The following is a 20,550-nucleotide window of genomic DNA, read 5'->3' on the forward strand; positions in this document are numbered from 1 at the left end:
CTACGCCAAGTTTTTCGAGGATGAGTTCTCGTACACGTCCGGCGTCTGCTTGTCCTCGGGTTGCTTTCATGACTTGACCAACAATTGCGCCGACAGCTTGAACTTTGCCACCACGAATCTTCTCTGCAACGTCAGGCATTGCAGCTAAAGCATCGTCGATAGCGCCGCTGAGTGCACCGTCGTCAGAAACAACAGCTAGAGAGCGTTTTTCAACAATTTCGGTGGGTGTTCCTTCACCGTCAAGGACGAATTCGAGAACTTGTCGAGCAATTTTATCGTTGATTTTTTTGCTCTCAATGAGTTGGTTAAGTTCCACAACGGTTTGTGCGCTCACACCAAGCTCGAGCAGTTCGGTTTCGCGAACTTTTGCGAGGCGAGAGATTTCTCCCATCCACCATTTACGCGCTACCGTTGGGCTAGCGCCTGCAGCGACGGTCTCTTCAATTGCGTCCATTGCCCCAGCGTTGACAACGTCACGGAACTCTTCATCAGAGTATCCCCATTCTGCTTTGAGACGGCGACGGCGTTCTGCAGGGGGTTCTGGCAGTTCTGCGCGTAGACGTTCAATCCATTCGCTATCGGTAACCACGGGCACGAGGTCTGGCTCTGGGAAGTACCGGTAGTCGTCAGCGTCTGATTTGGGACGCCCCGGTGAGGTTTCACGGGTGTCTTCGTGCCAGTGACGGGTTTCTTGAACGACTTTTTGTCCAGCTTCTAGAACAGCTGCATGTCGTTGAATCTCGTATCGAACAGCACGTTCTACAGAGCGTAAGGAGTTGACGTTCTTTGTTTCAGAGCGAGTTCCAAAGGTGCTGCTTCCTTTAGGCATGAGGGAGACGTTTGCGTCACAGCGGACGTTTCCACGTTCCATACGCGCATCGGAAATTCCTAAGTTTTTGACGATTTCGCGGATAGCTGCCACGTAGGCTCGTGCGAGTTCTGGTGCTCGTTCTCCTGCCCCAACGATGGGTCGGGTCACGATTTCGATGAGGGGAACGCCTGCTCGGTTGTAGTCTACGAGGGAGAAGTCTGCACCTTGAATACGGCCGTCTGCGCCGCCTTTGTGGGTGAGTTTTCCGGCGTCTTCTTCCATGTGGGCACGTTCGATGTCGATGGTGAAGATTGTTCCGTCTTCAAGTTCAACATCGAGAGAGCCATTTGCGGCGATAGGCTCATCGTATTGTGAGGTTTGGAAGTTTTTAGGGGTATCTGGGTAAAAATAGTTTTTACGCGCAAAATGCGAAATTGGTGCAATCTCGCAGCCTAGCGCAAGACCCAATTTGATGGCAGATTCTACAGCTTTTCCGTTGACGACCGGAAGCACACCAGGTAGCCCGAGGGATACGGGGGTGACGTTGGTGTTTGGTGTATCGCCAAATTCGTTGGGCGCAGCATCAAACATTTTTGTTTTGGTGTTGAGCTCTACGTGAACTTCAAAGCCTAATACTGGGTCGTATTTTTCGATTGCTTCGTCGAAGCTTAGGGTTTCTTCAGACATTATTTCGCTCCCCCAAAGTTAAAATCGCGAATCAGTGATTCGGTGTCGGGCATCTGTGTCCATAGTGGGGCACCCCAGGTGTTGTTCAAAAGGGTTTCGAGCCCTGCACCAACACGGTAAAGACGTGCGTCTTCGTGTGCTGGGGCGGTGAATTGGATACCTACGGGCATGCCGTCTTCGTCAGCTAGTCCGGCTGGTAGAGACAATGATGGGACGCCCGCAAGGTTGGTAGGTACAGTTGCGATATCGCCTAGGTACATTGCCATGGGGTCACCGTCAGTTTTTTCACCGAGTTTGTATGCGGTGGTAGGTGCTGTTGGTGAGACGAGGACATCGCATTGTTCGAAGGCTGCAGCATAGTCACGTTGGATGAGGGTGCGAACTTTTTGAGCTGAACCGTAGTAGGCGTCGTAGTAGCCTGCAGAGAGGGCGTATGTTCCGAGAATGATACGGCGTTTTGCTTCTGCGCCGAATCCTGCGGCACGGGTTGCTGCCATGACACGTTCGATGGTCAGTGGGCCGTCTTCTGGTAGTACACGAAGCCCGTAACGTACGCCGTCATATTTGGCGAGGTTTGAGGAAACCTCAGAAGACATGATGAGGTAGTACGCGCCAAGAGCCTCTTTGACCGATGGCAAAGAGACCTCAATAATATGGGCGCCAGCTTCTTTAAGTAATTCTAGTGATTCGTTAAAGCGTGCAGTAACACCGTTTTGGAAGCCTTCACCAGTGAGCTCTTTGATGACGCCAATACGGATTCCGGCTAGGCTTCCTTCTCGGGCGCCTTCTCGTGCCTGTTCAACGTAGGGGCCAACCGGCTCGTTCAAAGAAGTTGAGTCGTGGCGGTCGTATCCTGCGACGGCTTCGTGAAGCAGTGCTGCGTCAAGAACGGTGCGGGAGCAAGGACCTACTTGGTCTAGGGATGACGCCATGGCAATAACACCGTAGCGTGAGATAGAACCGTAGGTTGGTTTGACGCCGACAGTTCCGGTGACGGCTGCTGGCTGTCGGATGGAACCTCCAGTATCGGTTCCTAATGCCAGAGGTGCTTGGAAAGCACCCACTGCTGTTGCGGAGCCACCACCGGAGCCGCCGGGGATACGGTCTAGTGCCCATGGGTTGCGGGTGACACCGAAAGCGGAGTGTTCGGTGGATGATCCCATTGCAAATTCGTCAAGGTTGGTTTTGCCGAGGATGGGCATACGTGCTTGGCGAACTTTTTGGGTGACGGTACCGTCATAGGGGCTCATCCAGCCTTCAAGCATGCGAGATGCTGCGGTGGTGGGTTGTCCTTTGGTGACGATGAGGTCTTTGATAGCAATGGGAACGCCTGCTAGTTCGGGGAGTTCTTCGCCGGCTGCGCGGGCTTTGTCAACGCTTTGAGCGGTTGCTAATGCTTCTTCTTCGTTGGTGTGGAGGAAGGCGTTGAGCCCGTCTTTTCCTGCGGAACGGTCGTTGCTGTCGAGGGCTTGCCCGTCGGTTGCTTTGATACGGTCTAGGTGTGCTTGGGTGATTTCTACTGAAGAGATTTCGCGAGACTTAAGTTTTTCGACGAGTTCTGCAGCAGAGAGTTTAATGAGTTCGTTCATAGTTTTTCCTTAGTCCTCGTCGAGAATTGCTGGGACTTTGAATTTTCCGTCTTCTGCATCAGGTGCCCCGGAGAGCGCTTCTTCTGCGCTGAGGGTTTCCTCTACGACGTCTTCTCGGAAGACGTTTTGTAGTGGGATGGGGTGTGATGTTGCTGGAATATCGTCGGATACTGCTTCAGAAACAGATTTGACGGATTCGACGATGACGCCGAGTTCCTGTGCCATTGCTTCTAGTTCGGTATCCGTCATTTCGATGTGTGCCAGTTCCGCTAGGTGCGCAACTGTCTCACGGGTGATGTCAGACATAGATTCTCCGTAGTGGACAAAAGTTTTCTTTTCTAGTTTATCTCTCTGAACTCACTTTAGGCAGTTCTCTTGAGGATATGTGGCAGGTTCTCTCAAAGAACTCAGTGAGGTTAAAGAAAAGACTTCGCTTTCTTCCTCAATGAGTTGAGGAAGAAAGCGAAGTCTTTATGCTACCTAATGGAGATTATCTCGATATTAGAGAGCTGGGATAACGAAAACCTGACCGGGGTAGATGAGGTCTACGTTAGCGATGATATCTTTGTTTGCATCAGCAATAACGTGGTAGGAAGGAAGACCTAGCTGGTATGCGATACCGGAGAGGGTATCACCAGGCTTAACGGTGTAGGTACCAGCGGTTGCTGCAGGTGCAGGAGCAGGAGTGGACTCTACAACAGGTGCAGGTGCTGCTACGGGTGCTGGAGCTGGAGCTGGTGCTTCAACAACAACGGGTGCTGGTGCAGGAGCTGGAGCGGTGTATTCAACAACTGCTTCAGACTGAGGAGCAACGGGTGCTGCTGGTGCAGGTGCTGCTACGGGTGCTGGAGCTGGTGCTTCAACAACAGCTGGTGCTGGTGCAGGAGCTGGAGCTACGGCAGCAGGTGCGCCGGCAGTTCCGTATGCGTAAAGGTTGAGCTTAGCTGCACATGCAGGCCATGCGCCCCATCCTTGCATCTGAAGGAGGTTTTCAGCAACGCGAATCTGCTCTGCTTTAGAAGCGTAGTGAGGTGCGCCGCTACCGCCAGCAGCATTCCAGGAAGACTGGGTGAACTGTAGGCCACCGTAGAAGCCGTTGCCGGTGTTGATAGACCAGTTGCCACCGGACTCACACTGAGATAGCGCTTCCCATGCTTCGAGAGGAGCTGCTTGTGCAGGTGCTACTGCAAAAGATGCTGCTGCTACACCGCTAACTGCTAGTGCAGCTGCGGAGCGGGTTACGTTTTGGCGAATGGAAGTCTTTTTCACAATGCTCCAAGTGTAGGCCACCTAACGCTCCACCAATCCCTTGGCTTCAATGCGTTGCCGTCTACCCATAGATGCTTATTGGGTATCTATTGAGGTTTTGCCCTGTAGACGGACTCAGGTGTGCGGCAAAACCCGGCATATAGTTCAAGGCTTCTTCCAGCCCTGAAATGTATTTTTCCCGCAGGTGCGGGATTGCGTTCATGGATAACGATAACGTAACGATTTGGGTTCATACAACCTCCCCAGCAGGTCTTGTTGCCCGTAGGGCATTTATCAGCCTACTGTTGATAACAGCCCGCACGCAGTTGTATTTTTTATTTAAAAGAGAACTTATTGAGTGTTAAACCCGCGTATTTCTGGGAAGAACCAACGTGGGGGTCATCTTTACCATTTCGTTATTTTTGTTATCAAATCGCAACATTTATCGACGAAAAAACGCCGAAAAAAATTTTTTAATTTTCTTTGCGACACTCCACGAAAACTACGATATTTCGCGATAAAACCTCAAAAGCACCTATGTTAAGGCTTCAGCACCTTCAGCAAGAAGTACCTTAAAAGCGTCTTCATCTAACACTGGAACGCCCAAAGATTCTGCTTTCTCTAGCTTCGAACCAGCGGCATCACCGGCGACAAGATAATGCGTTTTCTTCGACACCGACCCCACTGCTTTACCGCCACGAGCAATAATAGCTTCCTTGGCAGAATCCCTTGAAAAATCTTTGAGAGTGCCCGTTACGACAATAGACAGTCCAGCTAATGTTTGCGGCAGGTTATCATCTTGCTCATCAGCCATGCGCACGCCAGCAGCAGCCCACCGCTCAATAATTTCGCGATGCCAGTCCACCGCAAACCATTCTTTAATAGAGCGAGCCATTACTGCACCTACACCATCAATAACCGCTAAACGCTCTTCAGAGGCATTTTCAATAGCTTCCATAGAACCAAACTCAGTTGCAAGAGCACGTGCGGCAGTAGGGCCTACATGTCGAATCGACAACGCAACAAGAACTCTCCATAACGGCTGTTCTTTTGCTTTTTCTAACTCTTTAAAAAGCTTCTTTGTATTTGCGTTAACAGCAGAAGGTTTCTTCGCTGTACCACGCGTATAAAAATATGGGACAAGCTCATACTCTCCGCTAAGAACCCCACGCTTTTTCTTCTCACGTCGTATTTTCACATCGGCAAGATCTTCTGCACGAAGATCAAATAAGAACGCTTCAGAAACAAGAGGAGCAACATCAGGCTCAGCAGGAGCAGTCAACGCTTTAGCCGCTTCAAAACCTAACGCCTCAATATCAAACGCACCACGACTTCCAGCATGATAAACGCGTTCTGTCAGCTGAGCAGGGCAAGAGCGAGCATTAACACAACGAATATCAACGTCACCTTCTTTAGCAGGCGCTAACGGCTCACCGCAGGAAGGACATTCCTGAGGCATTTCAAAAGCTCGTTCGCTGCCATCTCGCAAAGCAATCACAGGACCCACAATTTCTGGGATAACGTCCCCTGCTTTACGCAATACCACCGTATCGCCAATAAGCACACCTTTAGCTTTGACAACGTCTTGGTTATGCAGCGTTGCACGTTCAACGGTTGAACCAGCAACTTTTACCGGCTCCATGACCCCATAGGGAGTGACACGCCCAGTACGCCCCACATCGACACGAATATCAACAAGTTTTGTATGCACTTCTTCAGGAGGATATTTATAAGCAACAGCCCAACGCGGCACACGAGAGGTGTAGCCTAATCGTTCTTGTGTTGAAAAATCATTAATTTTGACAACAATTCCGTCAATCTCATGTGCCAGAGAATGACGTTGCTGCCCGTAACGTTCAATAAATTCAAGAATTTGCTGAGTATCGGAGAACAGTTCAGTATAGGGGCTCACCGGAAGTCCCCATTGTTCGAGCAGAGCATACGTTTCGTATTGAGAGTCCAATGAGATACCCTCATGTGTGCCAATGCCATGCACGTACATTGATAGAGGACGCCGAGCCGTCACTTTCGCATCTTTTTGACGTAGCGAACCGGCAGCAGCGTTACGAGGGTTTGCGAATGGTGCTTTCCCCTCTGCAATCATCTGCTCATTGAGAGTAAGAAAATCTTGAGAAGAAATAAAAATTTCTCCACGAATTTCAACTTCTTCAGGATGTCCGTCACCGGCAAGTTTACGAGGAATCGTCCCGATGGTCAGGACGTTATGGGTCACGTCCTCCCCCGTTGTTCCGTCACCGCGAGTAGCTGCCCGTACAAGCTCTCCCTGACGATATAGCAGGTTAACCGCTAAACCATCAATTTTTAGTTCGGTTAACCAACGAACAGATGATAACCCCGCAAGGTGCGCGTTCTGTTCAGTTTTATTCAACCATTGTTCTAGTTCGGGGATAGAAAAGACGTCTTCAAGAGAATACATACGGCTGAGATGAACAACGGGCGCAAAGATAGAGGATGGTTCTGCCCCGACTTGTTGTGTCGGTGAATCTTGAGAGATGAGTTGAGGATGTAATGCTTCAAGTTTTTCCAACTCAACAAAAAGTTCATCGTATTCTTTATCAGAGAGGATTGGTTCGTCGTCAACAAAGTATTTTTTTTGCGCCTGACGGATTTTCTCCATCAAAGCAATATAGCGTTCTTGTAGCTCAGCTGTGATGAGTTCACGAGATTGTTCCGTTGACGTAACGTCCATCTTCTTCTCCATATTTCACGTTCGCTGTTCTTGGCAGGTATCCGCATTGAACGGCGCAGTGGTGTTGTTTTCAGGTTGGCTTAGTAGTATTTCATTCATAGAAAAGTCCCTAACTACATTTAATCAGCAGTTAGGGACTTTCCATTGGGGTTTACCCGAAATATCCTCAAGAATTACTTTAGCGCAATTCTCTCTCATCGTGATAGGACTCTTCTTCTGCCACTGTCGTGGGTTGAGATTGATATTCTTCCGCAGAGCTCACAATATGGTGTTGTTCTGTTGAAGTGAGTTCTTTAAGGTGTTCGCTTCTTTCTTGAGCTGTTTCTTCAGTCACGACGTCAGCAACAACAACAGTAATATTGTCTCTACCGCCAGCACGTAGGGCAGCCATTTGTAAGACATCTGCAGCGTCTTGAGGGTGCTCAACAGTTGCCAGTACCCTCGCCATATAGTCATGAGATAGTTCACCCGATAGCCCATCTGAGCAGAGCATCAAACGGTCTCCTTCTCGGGCAGGAATAACCCAGAAGTCTGGTTCCCAGTAGTTTCCGGTTCCCAACGCACGTGTAATGACGTTTCGACGTGGGTGAGTAAGCGCTTCAAGTGGTGTAATTTGTCCGGTATCTACGAGGTATTGCACTTCGGAGTGGTCCACAGTGATTTGTTCTAGAGTAAGGCCTTCAACGCTTCCCGCAGAGAAAGACATATCGTGTGCGTCTGTTTCGACTTCTTCTTCACGAACGAGACGATAGGTACGAGAGTCTCCCACGTTGAAAATAAACCACATATATTGGTCTCCGATATTCGTCAACCAAGCACCTGTCACAGTTGTACCAGCTCGTTGAGAGAACATCTCCTTAATACGTTCGTCTGATTCGCCAATGATTGAACGAATATGTTCGAGAGTACGCATAATTTGCCGGTTTAAGGCGGTGGTCTTTTGACGACGACGTCCAAGAAGTCCCTGATTGCCTTCTGTAGAGGTGTTATCTTCTGCTGCAAGCTCTCGTGCATAGCTTTCTTGTTCAGCCTCTGTCATACCGCAAGGGCGCGAGAAGAGGTGGTTATAGCTGATGGTTCGTGCGCAGAGTCGGCTTGCGTGTTCGCCTGCTTCGTGCCCGCCCATTCCGTCGGCGACGATGTGTAAAGTTCCGACTACTGAGCAGGAGTCTTCGTTATTGTCTCGGTAAGCGCCAACGTCAGTGGCACTTCCGGAGAAGGTTGTTAGTTTTTGTGCGGTCATTCTGTGTCGATCTCCAATTCATTGCCGGTACCGACTTCCACGGATATAGGCGTTATGTCTCCGAAGCCTCGGACATTGCGCTTTGGTTGTGGTGTGAAGCGAAAACGTCCGTCGCCTTTGAGAGTCTGGGCGGTAGCGTCATTGGTAAGCACCTTACCAGGTTCTGCGATGCTTACTAGGCGCGAAGCTAGGTTTACGGTAGGGCCGTAGACGTCTCCTAGTTTGGGAAGGATACGTCCCCAAACAAACGCCACGCGTGTGTGTGGCAGGTCTGGGTGTTCTTCAATCGCTTGAGATAAGGCTAATGAGATGCGTGCAGCGGCGTCTGGTGTTTCGGTGAGGAAAAGGACTTCATCACCAACGGTTTTGATGATGCGTCCACCACCAATCGCTATGATTTCTGCACAGCGTTGTTCAAAAGTTTTGACGAGTTTACCTAGCGTTTTCTCATTCATCTGACACGAAAGTGTGGTGTAAGAAACAAGATCAATGAAACCTATACCGCGTAGCAGAGGTAAATCAGCACGGTCTTCAGAGACTCCGTCTTCGTTGCGGAGCGCTAGTCGCAGCACTCCAGCGTTGTATTGTCTGCGGTAGGTGTAAGACAGTATCTCTTGTAAGGTTGTGATGAGTTCTGGCAGAACTTTAAGGAGTTCTTGACGTGCTCTACCGTTACTAAAGCCTTGTTGTCTTGAGATGTCATCAACGATTTCTTCAATTTGCCAGGCCACGATTCGGTCGGTCAATTGTCCCATAGAACGGGCGATTGAGATCGTTGTTTCGAAGTCTAAACCGTGCTTGTCGGTCAGTTCAGTAACCTTTTTGAGCCCTTTGACATCTGCTTCGGTGAAGTACACTTCGTTTTCGGAGATATCTGGTATTCCTAGTGCATGCCAAATTTTGCTGACTAATGGGAGCGTCGCTCCGGTCTGTTCTATGATTTCTTTGCTGGTAAGGTTTTTCTGTGTACCGAGGAGAAATTTTTCGAGGGCTTTAACCGCTTCGCGGTCTTCTTTTGTGCGATATACGTTGCTTTGCACACGGTTATTGGAATATTCAAATTCTTCTTCCAGAGGCACTGGATGAAGATTATCGTCTGATCCAGGTGCCGGCTTTTCCACGGGACTATCCTTTCTCATGCTCTCGTTGAGACAATAAAACTTACTCTGTGACTTACAATACTCTACTTATGGGAAGTAATACGAAGAATGACGAAAAACTGTTCATCATCTTATGATGTGGAACTATCTATACGACCCTAAAACGCCATGATAAGAAGCGTTAAAATCGTACTGTGCTCGTTTTAGTTCCTCTGAAAACGCCTGAGCACGAGGAACATTTTGTAGAACGCAAAGACCTTTTTGAGTGCCGTGTTGAACGTAGACTGTCAGCTTTCCAATTTTTGTATACCCAAGCCACGTTCGTTGCACCTCACACCCCGTAATACTCTCGAAATTGATGGAGATAGAACGCTTAGCACTCAATCCGCGTTGGATTACGAGACGATGTGTCGTGATGAAATACTGGGTCAAGAAGTATCGCTTCAGGCTTTTAATCGTCTGGTATAAGGACGCCCCTGCTAAAAGATATCCAAGAAATGACCAGATAGTACTAACTCCGGCTATAGCAGACGCAAAACTCACGAAGAATATGTTCAGAAGAGCATAAAATGCTGGTATAAGTAGGCAACGCCAATGTAATCGGGTTGCAACACGCACCGATTCCCCTTGTAGAAGCGTTCCTCGTAGTTTCATAGCTCACTTATCTTACGGTAATGAATAGTCTTTTGTCTCAGTAATCGTCAAAAAAGATGGTCTTTCTATGCACTGCGCAGATGAATCACGTCGCCGACTGCGTAGCTTTGGGATATTCCGGAGTCTGTGGTGATAACGATTTCTCCGTCGTCGTTAATATCTTCTGCTACACCATATGTTTTTTGTCCGTCTGGCAGTTCTATGACAACGCGTTGCCCCAATGTCGACATTTTGGTTCGGACACTGTCTAACAGGCTAATTCCATGTCGTTGCAGTGCGGAGGGAATACCGTTAACGCGGGCGAAGTCTTCATATCGTTGAGCAAAATTCTCACAGATTTTTTCGAGGGCTTCATCAAGGCTTCGTGGTCTTTGTGTTGCGGCGAGAACAGAAGTTGCCGTGGGGACGGGAAACTCTTCTGGTTCAAGGTTAATATTTATTCCAATACCAACTATTGCTGAGAGATTTTCAGCAGACTCTACAGCAATTTGAGCGAGTATTCCGCAACATTTTTTGTCACCAATGAGGACGTCGTTAGGCCATTTGAGATGCGCTTCAATGCCCCAAGAGTTGAGTGTGTCAATTGCTGATAGGGCGAGGAGCACGGTGAACCAGTGATATTGTTCGGGTGCGATACGGTGTGCGGGGTTAGCATGAGGGCGAACGATGACTGACGCACAGAGGGAGCTTCCGGCAGGAGCAACCCATTCTCTATTGAGCCGACCTTTACCGTGTGTTTGTTGTGCTGTTGCGATAACAGAGAGTTCACCCCATCGCCGGTTTTGTAGAGAATCTGCTGAGGTAAGAAGTTCGTGGGCGTAGAGGTTCGTTGAGGGGACAGTATCGAGCAGAAGAACTTGTTGGTATTGGTGGTAGGGAGCCTTAGATGCAGCACGGCTCACCTCATATTTGAGGTAGTTATCGAGGGTTTGTATCGGTACGCTCATCGGCGGTGTTCTCTCTTGAGGTTTTATATGATAGGCAATGCTTTATTGGAGCAGATTAAGAAACGCCCCGATAGGATAAAAGAACGAAGCTATCGGGGCGCTCGCCACTTTTAGGGTGGCTTCTTTCAGAAAGGAAAGCGCTTTCATTGTTACAGAGAGGAACTAGGAATGTCTACCACTGAACCGGTGCAGGTGTTTACTCCTATTGGGGCGTGCGCTCTTTTGGGTATTACTCGCAATGGATTTTATAAGAGAATTGAGAAATATCCTCTTGAGCCTGACTATCTCATCAACGAGAATCAACCATGTTGGACCGAGGAAACCCTCAGAGCTTGGGATAAGACCATTCCAAGTGTCGGTGCTCCAAAAAATCTTGAGAAGCTGGTTAAATAAAGCCCGTCAGATTCCATGTGACATCTGCAATACAGCAAAGGCAGTCTTTCCTCTCTCATAGGAAAAGAAGAAGTATAAGGCATGAGCAACAAATCAGAAATTCCCGTTTTCTACAAGGGCGAAGAGGCGAGTAAGCAGGTCAAACTTTCCAGCGCTGGCTTTTTGAGTAATATGAAGAAATACCCACTAGAGCCAGATTTTATTGTCAATGGAAAAACTAAGGGATGGAAAAAGGAGAGTCTGGTGAAGTGGTATAACGAGGTTGTACCTAAGCCACTTTCTTCTGAAAAGAAAAAACTTTCTTGAAACCACGTGAAGTAAAACCCTCCCGCTCCTGAATAACTGAGCTAATCAGGGGCGGGAGGGCGTTACCCCCTGACTCTAGCAAAGGAAAAATACTATGACAAGCAAACAAGTTATTGCACTACTAGCAACGATTACCGCAGTAACAGGGATTATTCTTGGCTTCCTTGGAAAGCCTTGGTACTTCCCATTTTCTGCAGTGTTCCTCTGGGTTGCCTACATGAACCTCTCGTCTAACCGGAAACAGAAAGAAAACCAATGAGCATTTTTATCTGTACTTATAGCTACGCACCAGCAGAAGAACAAGAAAAACACCGTCCAGAGCATCGCCTTTATCTAGGTTCTCTCGTAGAAAAAGGAATCATTATTGCTTCTGGCCCTTATGTGGATGACGAAGCACCTGGGGCGATGTTGCTTTTTAAGGCATCTTCTGCAGATGAGGTCCGTGAGTATGTCAGCCAGGACCCCATGTATCTCGGTGGGGCGGTGCTCTCTTATAACGTGCGTGAGTGGAACCCTGTTTTAGGTTCTTTGGGCAGCTAGTCTGACTAGCTATTACAAATAGTGCGACGCCCTCAACATATTTTGTTATTTTTGTGATGAGATAAGTAGTTATCAGGTATTTTCGTCACGAGAAACATCCTATAGTTGAGGGCATCATATTATTCACCAGCTCACTGTGCCTCAGTACGGTGACGCTAGCGAATGCCCACCGTCAAGGATGTCCCCGTGTCTATGAATCACCACAGCACAACAGAAGAATCTTCTGCACACGATTTAAGTACTACCGCAGGTAAACTCGCAGACTTCTATGATCGTCGAGAAAAAAGTTACATGCCTTCTGGTCAAGAAGCAGTAGACCGCCAACATAGTCGGGGCAAGAACACCGCAAGAGAACGTATTGATTTACTCCTTGACGAGGGCTCTTTCGTAGAATTTGATGCTTTTGCTCGACACCGCAGCACAGCATTTGGTATGGAGAAAAAACGCCCATTAGGTGATGGCCTCGTCTGTGGTTATGGAACAGTAGATGGTCGTCTTGTAGCAGTATATTCGCAAGATTTCACCGTATATGGTGGTTCTCTTTCACAGGTCAATGGCGAAAAAATCGTTAAGGTACAAAAATTTGCTCTTGATAATGGGTGCCCTGTAATTGGTATCAACGATGGTGGCGGAGCGCGTATTCAAGAGGGTGTCGCTTCATTAGCGATGTTTGCCGACATTTTCCGCATGAATGTTCGTGCCTCAGGGGTAGTTCCCCAGATTTCTGTCATTTTAGGTCCTTGCGCCGGCGGTGCAGCCTACTCCCCTGCGCTGACGGATTACATTATCATGGTTGATAAGACCTCACACATGTTCATCACCGGACCTGACGTTATTAAAACGGTAACTGGTGAAGACGTTGATATGGAGACCCTTGGTGGGGCGCATCAGCATAGCGCTGTGACGGGAACGTCAGCTTATCTTGCTGAAGATGAAGAAGACGCTTTTGACTTCGTGCGAGAACTCCTCGAATTTTTACCCGCAAATAATCTTTCGGAACCTCTGATAGTGGACCATGATCAGGAAGAAGATCTCATCGACGAGGATTATTCTTTAGATACGCTTATTCCTGACTCAGCTAACCAGCCTTATGATATGCGTACCGTTATTGAGACTGTCGTAGATGACGGGCACTTTTTACCTTTACAAGCACTCTACGCCCCTAATGTGATGGTTGGTTATGCCCGTATTGAGGGACGAACCGTAGGTATTGTCGCTAACCAGCCGGTACAGTTTGCAGGAACCTTGGATATTAATGCTTCGGAGAAAGCTGCACGTTTTGTTCGAACCTGCGATGCTTTTAACATTCCTGTAGTGACTTTTGTTGATGTGCCGGGGTTCTTACCGGGTAAAGATCAAGAGTTCAACGGCATTATTCGCCGTGGCGCAAAACTGCTCTATGCATACGCTGAAGCAACGGTTCCTCTGGTAACGGTGATTACTCGTAAAGCCTATGGCGGTGCCTATATTGTGATGGGTTCACGGAAGCTTGGCTCAGATATTAACCTTGCGTGGCCAACTGCGCAGATTGGTGTGATGGGCGCACAGGGTGCTGTCAATATTTTGTATCGTCGTGAGTTGGCGTCGGTTGCTCAGGCTCAAGGAGATGTTGAGGCTCGACGAGAAGAATTGGTATCTCAATATGAACAAGAATTACTTAATCCTTATCAGGCGGCAGAGCTGGGCTATGTTGATGAGGTTATTGCTCCCGCTGAGACGCGTGTGCGACTGATTCGTGCGTTACGTGCTCTTCGCGATAAGCGTGAGACGCAACCGGCGAAAAAGCACGGCAATATCCCCTTGTAATTGCTGTTGCGCACTATGAGTTTTTCGATCCTGTCTATTGTTTGGAGTTTGTGATGGCTAGTTCGTCGCTACGTTTTGCGTTTTCTCTTGGCTCTCGTCGCTCCTCAGAACAGCAAGAATCCCCTGCAGAAGTAGAGCAAGAACCACTTTTTTCGGTAGTTTCAGGTAACCCAACGGAGGAAGAACTGGCAGCCTTATCTACTGTTTTACTTGCTGTGGCTCAGTCTCATCAACAACAGCAGAAACCGTCTATGGGGCAGTGGCAGCGTCGTTTGTTACGTGGGCAGAGTCTAGGTGTTCGGTTACGCCCTGGCCCTGGTTCTTGGCGTCGTGCTCGCCCTATGTAGGTTCTAAAAACTGTTTTTTGAGATTAAGATTTTGGACTGTGCTTGCCTTCACAAAAGGATTACCCAGTAGAATGGAGGCATGTCGAAATTTGATACCATTCCTGCGGTTTACCGCCAAGAACGTCAGAGCACATCTGTAGACGCCATCGCTAATGAATATTATGAAGCGACTCTTCAGCTAGATCCTTCAGCTGCAACGTTAGCGGGACGTGCTGGACATGAGACAGAATACGGTGATGTGTTCTCCCCCGAAGGTCACGAGAAATCTATTGAGTTGATTCGTCAGACTCTTGCTCGTCTTGAACAAGCAACACCCGCTGATGATATTGATAAGGTCACCATTGACGCGATGCAAGAACGACTCGGTCTCGAACTTGAATTGCATGAAGCAGGGTTAGGCACATGGGAAATTAATAACATTGCCTCTGCTTCGCAAAGTATTCGCGCAATTTTTGACTTGATGAATCGCGAGACTCCTGAACATTGGGCTCATATTGCAGGACGTATGAAGAATGTTCCTGCCGCGATTGACGACTATATTCGCACCTTAGAAAATGCGCGTGAACGTGGAAATGTTGCGGCGCGCCGTCAGGTAGAAATTGTCATTGAACAGACCGATGCGTATATTGCTGAAGATGGTTTTTTCCAAAAGCTTCATGAAGAAGTTGTTCAGCATGCCCCTGATTTAGCACAGCAGGCGCGAGAAGGTGCAGACGCTGCCATTGCAGGGTACCGTACCCTTAATTCTTATCTTCGTGAAACTCTTTTGCCGGTAGCGCCGAAAGAGGACGCAGTCGGTATTGACCGTTACCGTTTATACTCTCGCCAATTCCTCGGTTCAAAGATTAATATTGAGGATACCTACGCGTGGGGCGTTCAAGAGCTAGAACGTATTATTGACGAGCAGAAAGAAGTTGCTGAGCAGATTAAACCAGGTGCTTCCATCGAGGAGGCAAAGGCTGTTCTTGATGCTGACCCTGAACGTACGTTGCATGGTACTGAAGAACTAAAAGCGTGGATGCAGAATCTCTCAGATCGTGCGGTGGAAACTCTTGCCGGCGATTATTTTGATATTGGTGGCGCCATGTGCGAGCTAGAGTGCATGATTGCTCCCACTCAAGAAGGCGGTATCTACTACACTGGACCTTCCCCCGATTTTGAGCGCCCCGGTCGCATGTGGTGGTCTGTTCCTGAAGGAGAAGAAACCTTTGGTACATGGCGCGAAGTTTCGACGGTCTACCATGAGGGTGTACCGGGACACCATTTACAACTTTCTGTAGCAACCGCTATGTCTCAGACTCTTAACCAGTGGCGTGCTAATGGTGTTTGGGTTTCTGGTCACGGTGAAGGCTGGGCTCTTTACGCTGAGCGTTTGATGCAAGAGCTTGGGTTCTTAGAAGATCCCGGTGACCGCATGGGCATGCTTGATAATCAGCGTATGCGTGCAGCTCGCGTAGTCTTCGATATTGGTGTGCACTGTGGTCTTGAAATTCCAGAACGTTGGGTAAAAGAACTTGGTGTTCCTGCCGGTGTATGGGATGCAGAGAGCGGTTACCAGTTCCTCAAAGCAAACCTAGACCTTTCTGAGGGCCAACTAAACTTTGAATACGCTCGTTACTTAGGTTGGCCAGGCCAGGCTCCTAGCTATAAGATTGGCGAGCGCATTTGGGGTCAGTTGCGTGATAAAGCTCGTGCTCGTCAAGAAGATGACCGTGATTTCCATACTCGTGTGTTGAAGCTCGGTTCTATGGGTCTTGATAGCTTGGAGAGGGCTTTGGATCTCTAAGCATACCTAGTTTTTCCTGCGTAGGCGGGTAAAGATTGTTGTTGAAGGTGCCGGTATATATCTTTTCTAAGATATTTACCGGCATCTTTTGATGTTAAGGTATGTGTTCTTTCTGGTGTTACTTCTACACTGGTAGTTATGAGTTCTTTTTCTTTGGTTTCTGATGTTGAGCCAACATTAGTTTTGGCGTCTTCTTCGCCTGCTCGTCAGAAGCTTCTTCGTGATGCGGGGATTATTTTTCAGGTTTGTGTGTCTTCGGTAGATGAGGACGCTGTTGTGGCTCGTGCTCAAAAGGATGCTGATGTTAAAGGTTTGGGTGAGCTGACTCCGGCTCAGGTTGCGTTACTTTTGGCTCGTGCTAAGGCTGAGGATGTTGCTCGTTTGGTTGATGTACCGGGGGCTATTGTTCTTGGGTGCGATTCTGTTTTTGAGTTAGATGGTGTGGCTTATGGTAAGCCTCATGACGCAAGTACGGCTGTTGAGCGTCTTCGGTTGTTCAGTGGTGCTTCGGGGTTGTTGCATACGGGGCATTGGCTGATTGATACTCGGGTAGTGCACGGGCGTTCGTCGTCTGAGTTACGTACTGCTACGGTGCATTGCGATGCTCTTTCGGAGGATCAGATTCATGAGTATGTGGCGACGGGTGAGCCGCTTGCTGTGGCTGGTTCGTTTACGATTGATGGGTTTGGTTCTGCGTTTATCCGCGGTATTGAGGGCGAGTACCATACGGTGGTGGGGTTGTCGGTGAATGCGCTTAAGGATATGTTGGCGGATTTAGGTCTTTCTATCACCAATTTTTGGACGAAAACGGCATAATTTTTCAAAAATCTTCTGGTTTTTTCGGTACTATCAGCTAAGAAAAGAACTCTGCTGACGTGATAAGAATGTAGACTTTTCTCAACCATAATCTTTATTTGTGCTTGTCGCAGAAGAATATAGCTAACCTCTTTGGGGTGGCAAGGAGCTTTTTCATTGAGCAAAAACACCGAACGTCTACGTGGTCAGTTTATGAGCGTGCCGGGTCGTCATACAGGTCCTGTTTCTAAGGTTTTAGTGGCGAATCGTGGTGAAATTGCGGTTCGTGTTATTCGCGCTGCTGAAGATGAGGGTATCAGCACCGTTGCGGTCTATGCTGATTCTGATCGCGATGCTTTGCACGTTAAGTTAGCGACGGAGTCTTATTCTTTAGGTGGTAGCACTGCTTCAGATTCTTATTTGGTGATGGATAAGATTCTTAGTGTTGCAGAGCGTTCTGGCGCTGATGCTGTTCACCCCGGTTATGGTTTTTTGTCTGAGAATGCTGAGTTTGCTCAGCGTGTGATTGATGCGGGTTTGACGTGGATTGGGCCTTCCCCAGAATCTATTACGTTACTTGGCGATAAGGTTGCAGCACGTTATATTGCAGATAAGGTCGGGGCGCCGCAGGTTCCGGGGACAAAGGATCCTGTGTCTTCTGTGGCTGAGGTTGAAGATTTTGCTGATGAGTTTGGTCTTCCTCTTGCCATTAAGGCTGCTTTTGGTGGTGGTGGACGCGGTATTAAAGTGGTTCGTCAGCGTGAGAAGATTGCTGAACTTTATGAGTCTGCTGTACGTGAGGCGACGGCTGCTTTTGGTCGTGGCGAGTGTTTTATTGAGCGTTTTTTGGATTCTCCACGTCACGTTGAGACGCAGTGTTTAGCTGATGCTCATGGCAATGTTGTGGTGGTGTCTACACGAGATTGTTCGTTGCAACGTCGTAATCAGAAGCTGGTGGAGGAGGCTCCTGCGCCGTTTCTTTCTGAGCAGCAGCAACAGCGTCTTTATGATTCTTCTCGCGCAATTTTGCAGGAGGCTGGTTATCAGGGTGCGGGTACGTGTGAGTTCTTGATTGGTGTGGATGGGACGATTTCCTTTTTGGAGGTTAATACTCGTTTGCAGGTGGAGCATCCTGTCTCTGAGGAGGTCTCTGGTATCGACCTTGTTCGAGAGCAGTTCCGTATTGCTCGAGGTGAGGAGCTTGGATATTCTGACCCTGTTTTGCATGGGCATTCGTTTGAGTTCCGTATTAATGGTGAAGATGCGGGTCGTTCTTTTATGCCCTCTCCCGGTACTGTTGAGAAGCTGGTGATTCCTACTGGCCCTGGTGTTCGTTGGGATTCTGGCGTTGTTGAGGGCGATGTAATTGGCGGTTCTTTTGATTCGATGCTTGCCAAGCTCATTGTTACGGGGGCGACGCGTCAGCAGGCGTTAGAGCGTTCTCGTCGTGCGTTATCTCAACTGGTGGTTGAGGGTATGCCTACGGTGACGAATTTTCATCGTGCGGTGGTTTCTGATCCAGCGTTTGCGCCTGAGGGCGATTCTCCTTTTAGTGTGCATACACGCTGGATTGAGACGGAGTTTAATAACACGATTGCGCCTTATGATGGGGCGGCTGGTTCTGTGGATGAGCAGAGCGAACAGCGTCATCAGGTGGTGGTTGAGGTCAATGGTAAGCGTCTTGAGGTTGTTCTTCCTCAGTCTTTGGGCTCGGTTACTAAGCCTGCGCCAACGGCTAAGAAGCGTAAAGAACGTGGGGGCTCTCGTACTGCTGCAGTTAATTCTCATGAGCTGACCTCGCCGATGCAAGGCACTATTGTCAAGGTTGCTCTTAAGGATGGGGATAAGGTTTCTGAGGGGGATCTTGTTGTTGTTTTGGAAGCAATGAAGATGGAACAGCCGATTACGGCTCATCGTTCTGGGAAGATTAGTGGGTTGAAGCTTAAGGCTGGGGATACGGTTTCAGCTGGTGCGACGATAGCTACGATTAAGTAATTGCGTGGTGAGGGTTGTTTCTGATGTTAGGTGTAGCTGTTTCTACCCTAAGACACAATCTTTCACATAATGAGACAAGCAGGGTTTTCTGTCCTCTCACGTCCTAAAGTATTAGACCAACAACGTCTGATTCTTTCCAAGAGAGGTACCCGTGGCTACACGAACCACACCAGATACACCCAGCGCATCAGCGCACCACAAAACGCCAGTTCCACGAAGTCGAGTAATTCTTGCTTCGCTCATTGGAACTACTATCGAGTTCTACGACTTCTACATCTACGCAACCGCTGCTGTAGCAGTTTTTCCGGCACTGTTCTTTATCGGTGTCGATGACACTGCCAAGCTCTTAGCTTCCATGGCAACATTCGGTGCCGCATTCGTAGCACGCCCCATTGGTTCTATTATCTTCGGACATTTTGGCGACCGTATCGGACGTAAAGCCACCCTCGTTGGCGCGTTATTGACCATGGGTATTGCAACCTTCCTAATTGGTTTGCTTCCTACCTATCACCAGATTGGATTATGGGCGCCGGCGATGCTCACCATCTTAAGATTTACTCAAGGTCTTGGGCTAGGCGGAGAATGGTCTGGTGCAGCTCTACTCGCTACAGAGTATGCAGAAGAAGGCAAACGTGCACGCGCTGCCATGTGGCCACAGTTGGGAGCACCATTCGGGTTTATCTTGGCGAACGGTTTTGTCCTCTTCCTCACCACTCTCATGTCTTTTGATTCCACCGCTGATTCGTCCAATATGTCCCATACTTTCATGATGTGGGGTTGGCGCATTCCTTTCCTAGCGTCTCTGGTGATGGTTTTCATCGGACTCTATGTTCGTTTCAAGCTCGAAGAGACTCCTGTATTTGCTCAGGTCTTGAAACAGGATGAGCGTGTTAAAGCACCTTTGGTTGAGGCACTCAAAACTGCATGGCTACCGATGATTCAAGGAACGTTCATCATGATTGCCTGCTACGTTTTGTTCTACCTTATGACAGCGTGGATTCTTTCCTACGGAATTGGCAAAGTCGAAAAAGGTGGCTTGGGTATCTCTTATCACGATTTCCTCATGGTCCAGCTCGTATCTATCATTTTCTTCATTATCTTTATTCCAGTATCAGGCTGGTGGGCAGATATTGCTGGACGTAAACAGCAACAACTCATCACCACTTTGCTCATGTCTCTTTACGGTTTGACGTTCTCTTTCTTCATCTCCCCCGAAACTATCGGCACTGGTGAAGACGCAAACATCGTGTTGTTGACCGCGTACATGTCTGTGGGTATGGCACTGATGGGCCTATCTTTTGGTTCTATGTCTGCCTACCTTCCAGAGTTGTTCGCAACTCACGTACGTTATACGGGTTCTGGTATTGCCTATAACGCAGCGTCCATTCTTGGTGCAGCTTTGACTCCTTTTGTGGCAGTCTATTTGAACTCCATTGGCGGTGTTGGATACGTGGGCATGTATCTTAGCGCGGCGGCTTTGCTCTCCGTACTCTTTATTGCTATCACCGGTGAGACGAAGAACCGAGATTTGCATACTATTGGGCGATAGTATCTTCAGCTCCGGCATATAAGGGGTGGGGGGTTAGCAGTACG

At 48.5% G+C, this 20,550-nt stretch carries 19 protein-coding genes; 10 read left to right on the plus strand and 9 right to left on the minus strand.

The window, feature by feature from the left end:
* The 9 genes from gatB to ACN081_RS08350 all read right to left on the minus strand — a co-directional run.
* Positions 1–1,498 (minus strand): Asp-tRNA(Asn)/Glu-tRNA(Gln) amidotransferase subunit GatB (gatB, locus tag ACN081_RS08310; protein ID WP_419107514.1); only part of this gene is annotated, 1,498 nt, incomplete at its 3' end.
* Positions 1,498–3,087 (minus strand): Asp-tRNA(Asn)/Glu-tRNA(Gln) amidotransferase subunit GatA, encoded by a 1,590-nt coding sequence (gene gatA, locus ACN081_RS08315; protein WP_419107515.1) that lies wholly within the window; start codon positions 3,085–3,087, stop codon positions 1,498–1,500. The genes gatA and gatB, both read right to left, overlap by 1 nt.
* Positions 3,088–3,096: 9 nt before the next feature.
* Positions 3,097–3,393, minus strand: coding sequence for an Asp-tRNA(Asn)/Glu-tRNA(Gln) amidotransferase subunit GatC (gene gatC, locus ACN081_RS08320; RefSeq protein ID WP_419102121.1), 297 nt, complete (start codon positions 3,391–3,393; stop codon positions 3,097–3,099).
* A gap of 195 nt (positions 3,394–3,588) precedes the next feature.
* Positions 3,589–4,356: a transglycosylase family protein gene (locus tag ACN081_RS08325; protein WP_419107516.1), complete on the minus strand. Its 768-nt coding sequence runs from the start codon at positions 4,354–4,356 to the stop codon at positions 3,589–3,591.
* Positions 4,357–4,870: 514 nt separating this feature from the next.
* On the minus strand, positions 4,871–7,057 hold the full coding sequence (ligA, locus tag ACN081_RS08330; RefSeq protein WP_419107517.1) for an NAD-dependent DNA ligase LigA: 2,187 nt from the start codon (positions 7,055–7,057) through the stop codon (positions 4,871–4,873).
* 166 nt (positions 7,058–7,223) lie between these two features.
* Complete coding sequence (locus ACN081_RS08335; RefSeq protein WP_419104035.1) at positions 7,224–8,288, minus strand: PP2C family protein-serine/threonine phosphatase; 1,065 nt, start codon at positions 8,286–8,288, stop codon at positions 7,224–7,226.
* Entirely contained in the window at positions 8,285–9,409 is a 1,125-nt protein-coding gene (locus ACN081_RS08340; RefSeq protein ID WP_419104036.1) for an adenylate/guanylate cyclase domain-containing protein, read from the minus strand. Before ACN081_RS08340 ends, ACN081_RS08335 begins: the two co-directional genes overlap by 4 nt.
* Positions 9,410–9,532: 123 nt before the next feature.
* The gene (locus ACN081_RS08345; protein ID WP_419107518.1) at positions 9,533–10,006 is read right to left on the minus strand and encodes a PH domain-containing protein; all 474 of its coding nucleotides are present in this window, start codon (positions 10,004–10,006) and stop codon (positions 9,533–9,535) included.
* A 101-nt stretch (positions 10,007–10,107) separates the two neighbouring features.
* The gene (locus tag ACN081_RS08350; protein ID WP_419107519.1) at positions 10,108–10,989 is read right to left on the minus strand and encodes a biotin--[acetyl-CoA-carboxylase] ligase; all 882 of its coding nucleotides are present in this window, start codon (positions 10,987–10,989) and stop codon (positions 10,108–10,110) included.
* 168 nt (positions 10,990–11,157) lie between these two features.
* On the opposite strand from ACN081_RS08350, the gene ACN081_RS08355 reads away from it, so the two are divergent.
* From ACN081_RS08355 to ACN081_RS08400, 10 genes are all read left to right on the plus strand, one after another.
* The gene (locus ACN081_RS08355; RefSeq protein WP_419104039.1) at positions 11,158–11,382 is read left to right on the plus strand and encodes a hypothetical protein; all 225 of its coding nucleotides are present in this window, start codon (positions 11,158–11,160) and stop codon (positions 11,380–11,382) included.
* Between the two features lie 81 nt (positions 11,383–11,463).
* Positions 11,464–11,688, plus strand: a complete 225-nt coding sequence (locus tag ACN081_RS08360; protein WP_419104040.1) for a hypothetical protein — start codon at positions 11,464–11,466, stop codon at positions 11,686–11,688.
* Positions 11,689–11,782: 94 nt separating this feature from the next.
* On the plus strand, positions 11,783–11,947 hold the full coding sequence (locus ACN081_RS08365; protein WP_419107520.1) for a hypothetical protein: 165 nt from the start codon (positions 11,783–11,785) through the stop codon (positions 11,945–11,947).
* A complete protein-coding gene (locus ACN081_RS08370) occupies positions 11,944–12,228 on the plus strand; it encodes a YciI family protein (protein WP_419104042.1) in 285 nt (94 codons plus the stop codon). Before ACN081_RS08365 ends, ACN081_RS08370 begins: the two co-directional genes overlap by 4 nt.
* A 192-nt stretch (positions 12,229–12,420) precedes the next feature.
* Entirely contained in the window at positions 12,421–14,034 is a 1,614-nt protein-coding gene (locus ACN081_RS08375) for an acyl-CoA carboxylase subunit beta (protein WP_419107523.1), read from the plus strand.
* Between the two features lie 53 nt (positions 14,035–14,087).
* Entirely contained in the window at positions 14,088–14,381 is a 294-nt protein-coding gene (locus ACN081_RS08380; protein WP_419104045.1) for an acyl-CoA carboxylase subunit epsilon, read from the plus strand.
* A 79-nt stretch (positions 14,382–14,460) separates the two neighbouring features.
* Positions 14,461–16,167: a DUF885 domain-containing protein gene (locus ACN081_RS08385; RefSeq protein ID WP_419107521.1), complete on the plus strand. Its 1,707-nt coding sequence runs from the start codon at positions 14,461–14,463 to the stop codon at positions 16,165–16,167.
* A 138-nt stretch (positions 16,168–16,305) separates the two neighbouring features.
* Positions 16,306–16,983: a Maf family protein gene (locus ACN081_RS08390; RefSeq protein ID WP_419104047.1), complete on the plus strand. Its 678-nt coding sequence runs from the start codon at positions 16,306–16,308 to the stop codon at positions 16,981–16,983.
* 192 nt (positions 16,984–17,175) lie between these two features.
* Entirely contained in the window at positions 17,176–18,957 is a 1,782-nt protein-coding gene (locus ACN081_RS08395) for an acetyl/propionyl/methylcrotonyl-CoA carboxylase subunit alpha (protein ID WP_419104049.1), read from the plus strand.
* A gap of 151 nt (positions 18,958–19,108) precedes the next feature.
* Positions 19,109–20,506, plus strand: coding sequence for an MFS transporter (locus ACN081_RS08400; protein WP_419107522.1), 1,398 nt, complete (start codon positions 19,109–19,111; stop codon positions 20,504–20,506).
* Positions 20,507–20,550 lie beyond the last annotated feature (44 nt).

Origin of the sequence: Rothia sp. P13129, assembly GCF_048512865.1 — a bacterium.
GTDB lineage: Bacteria > Actinomycetota > Actinomycetes > Actinomycetales > Micrococcaceae > Rothia.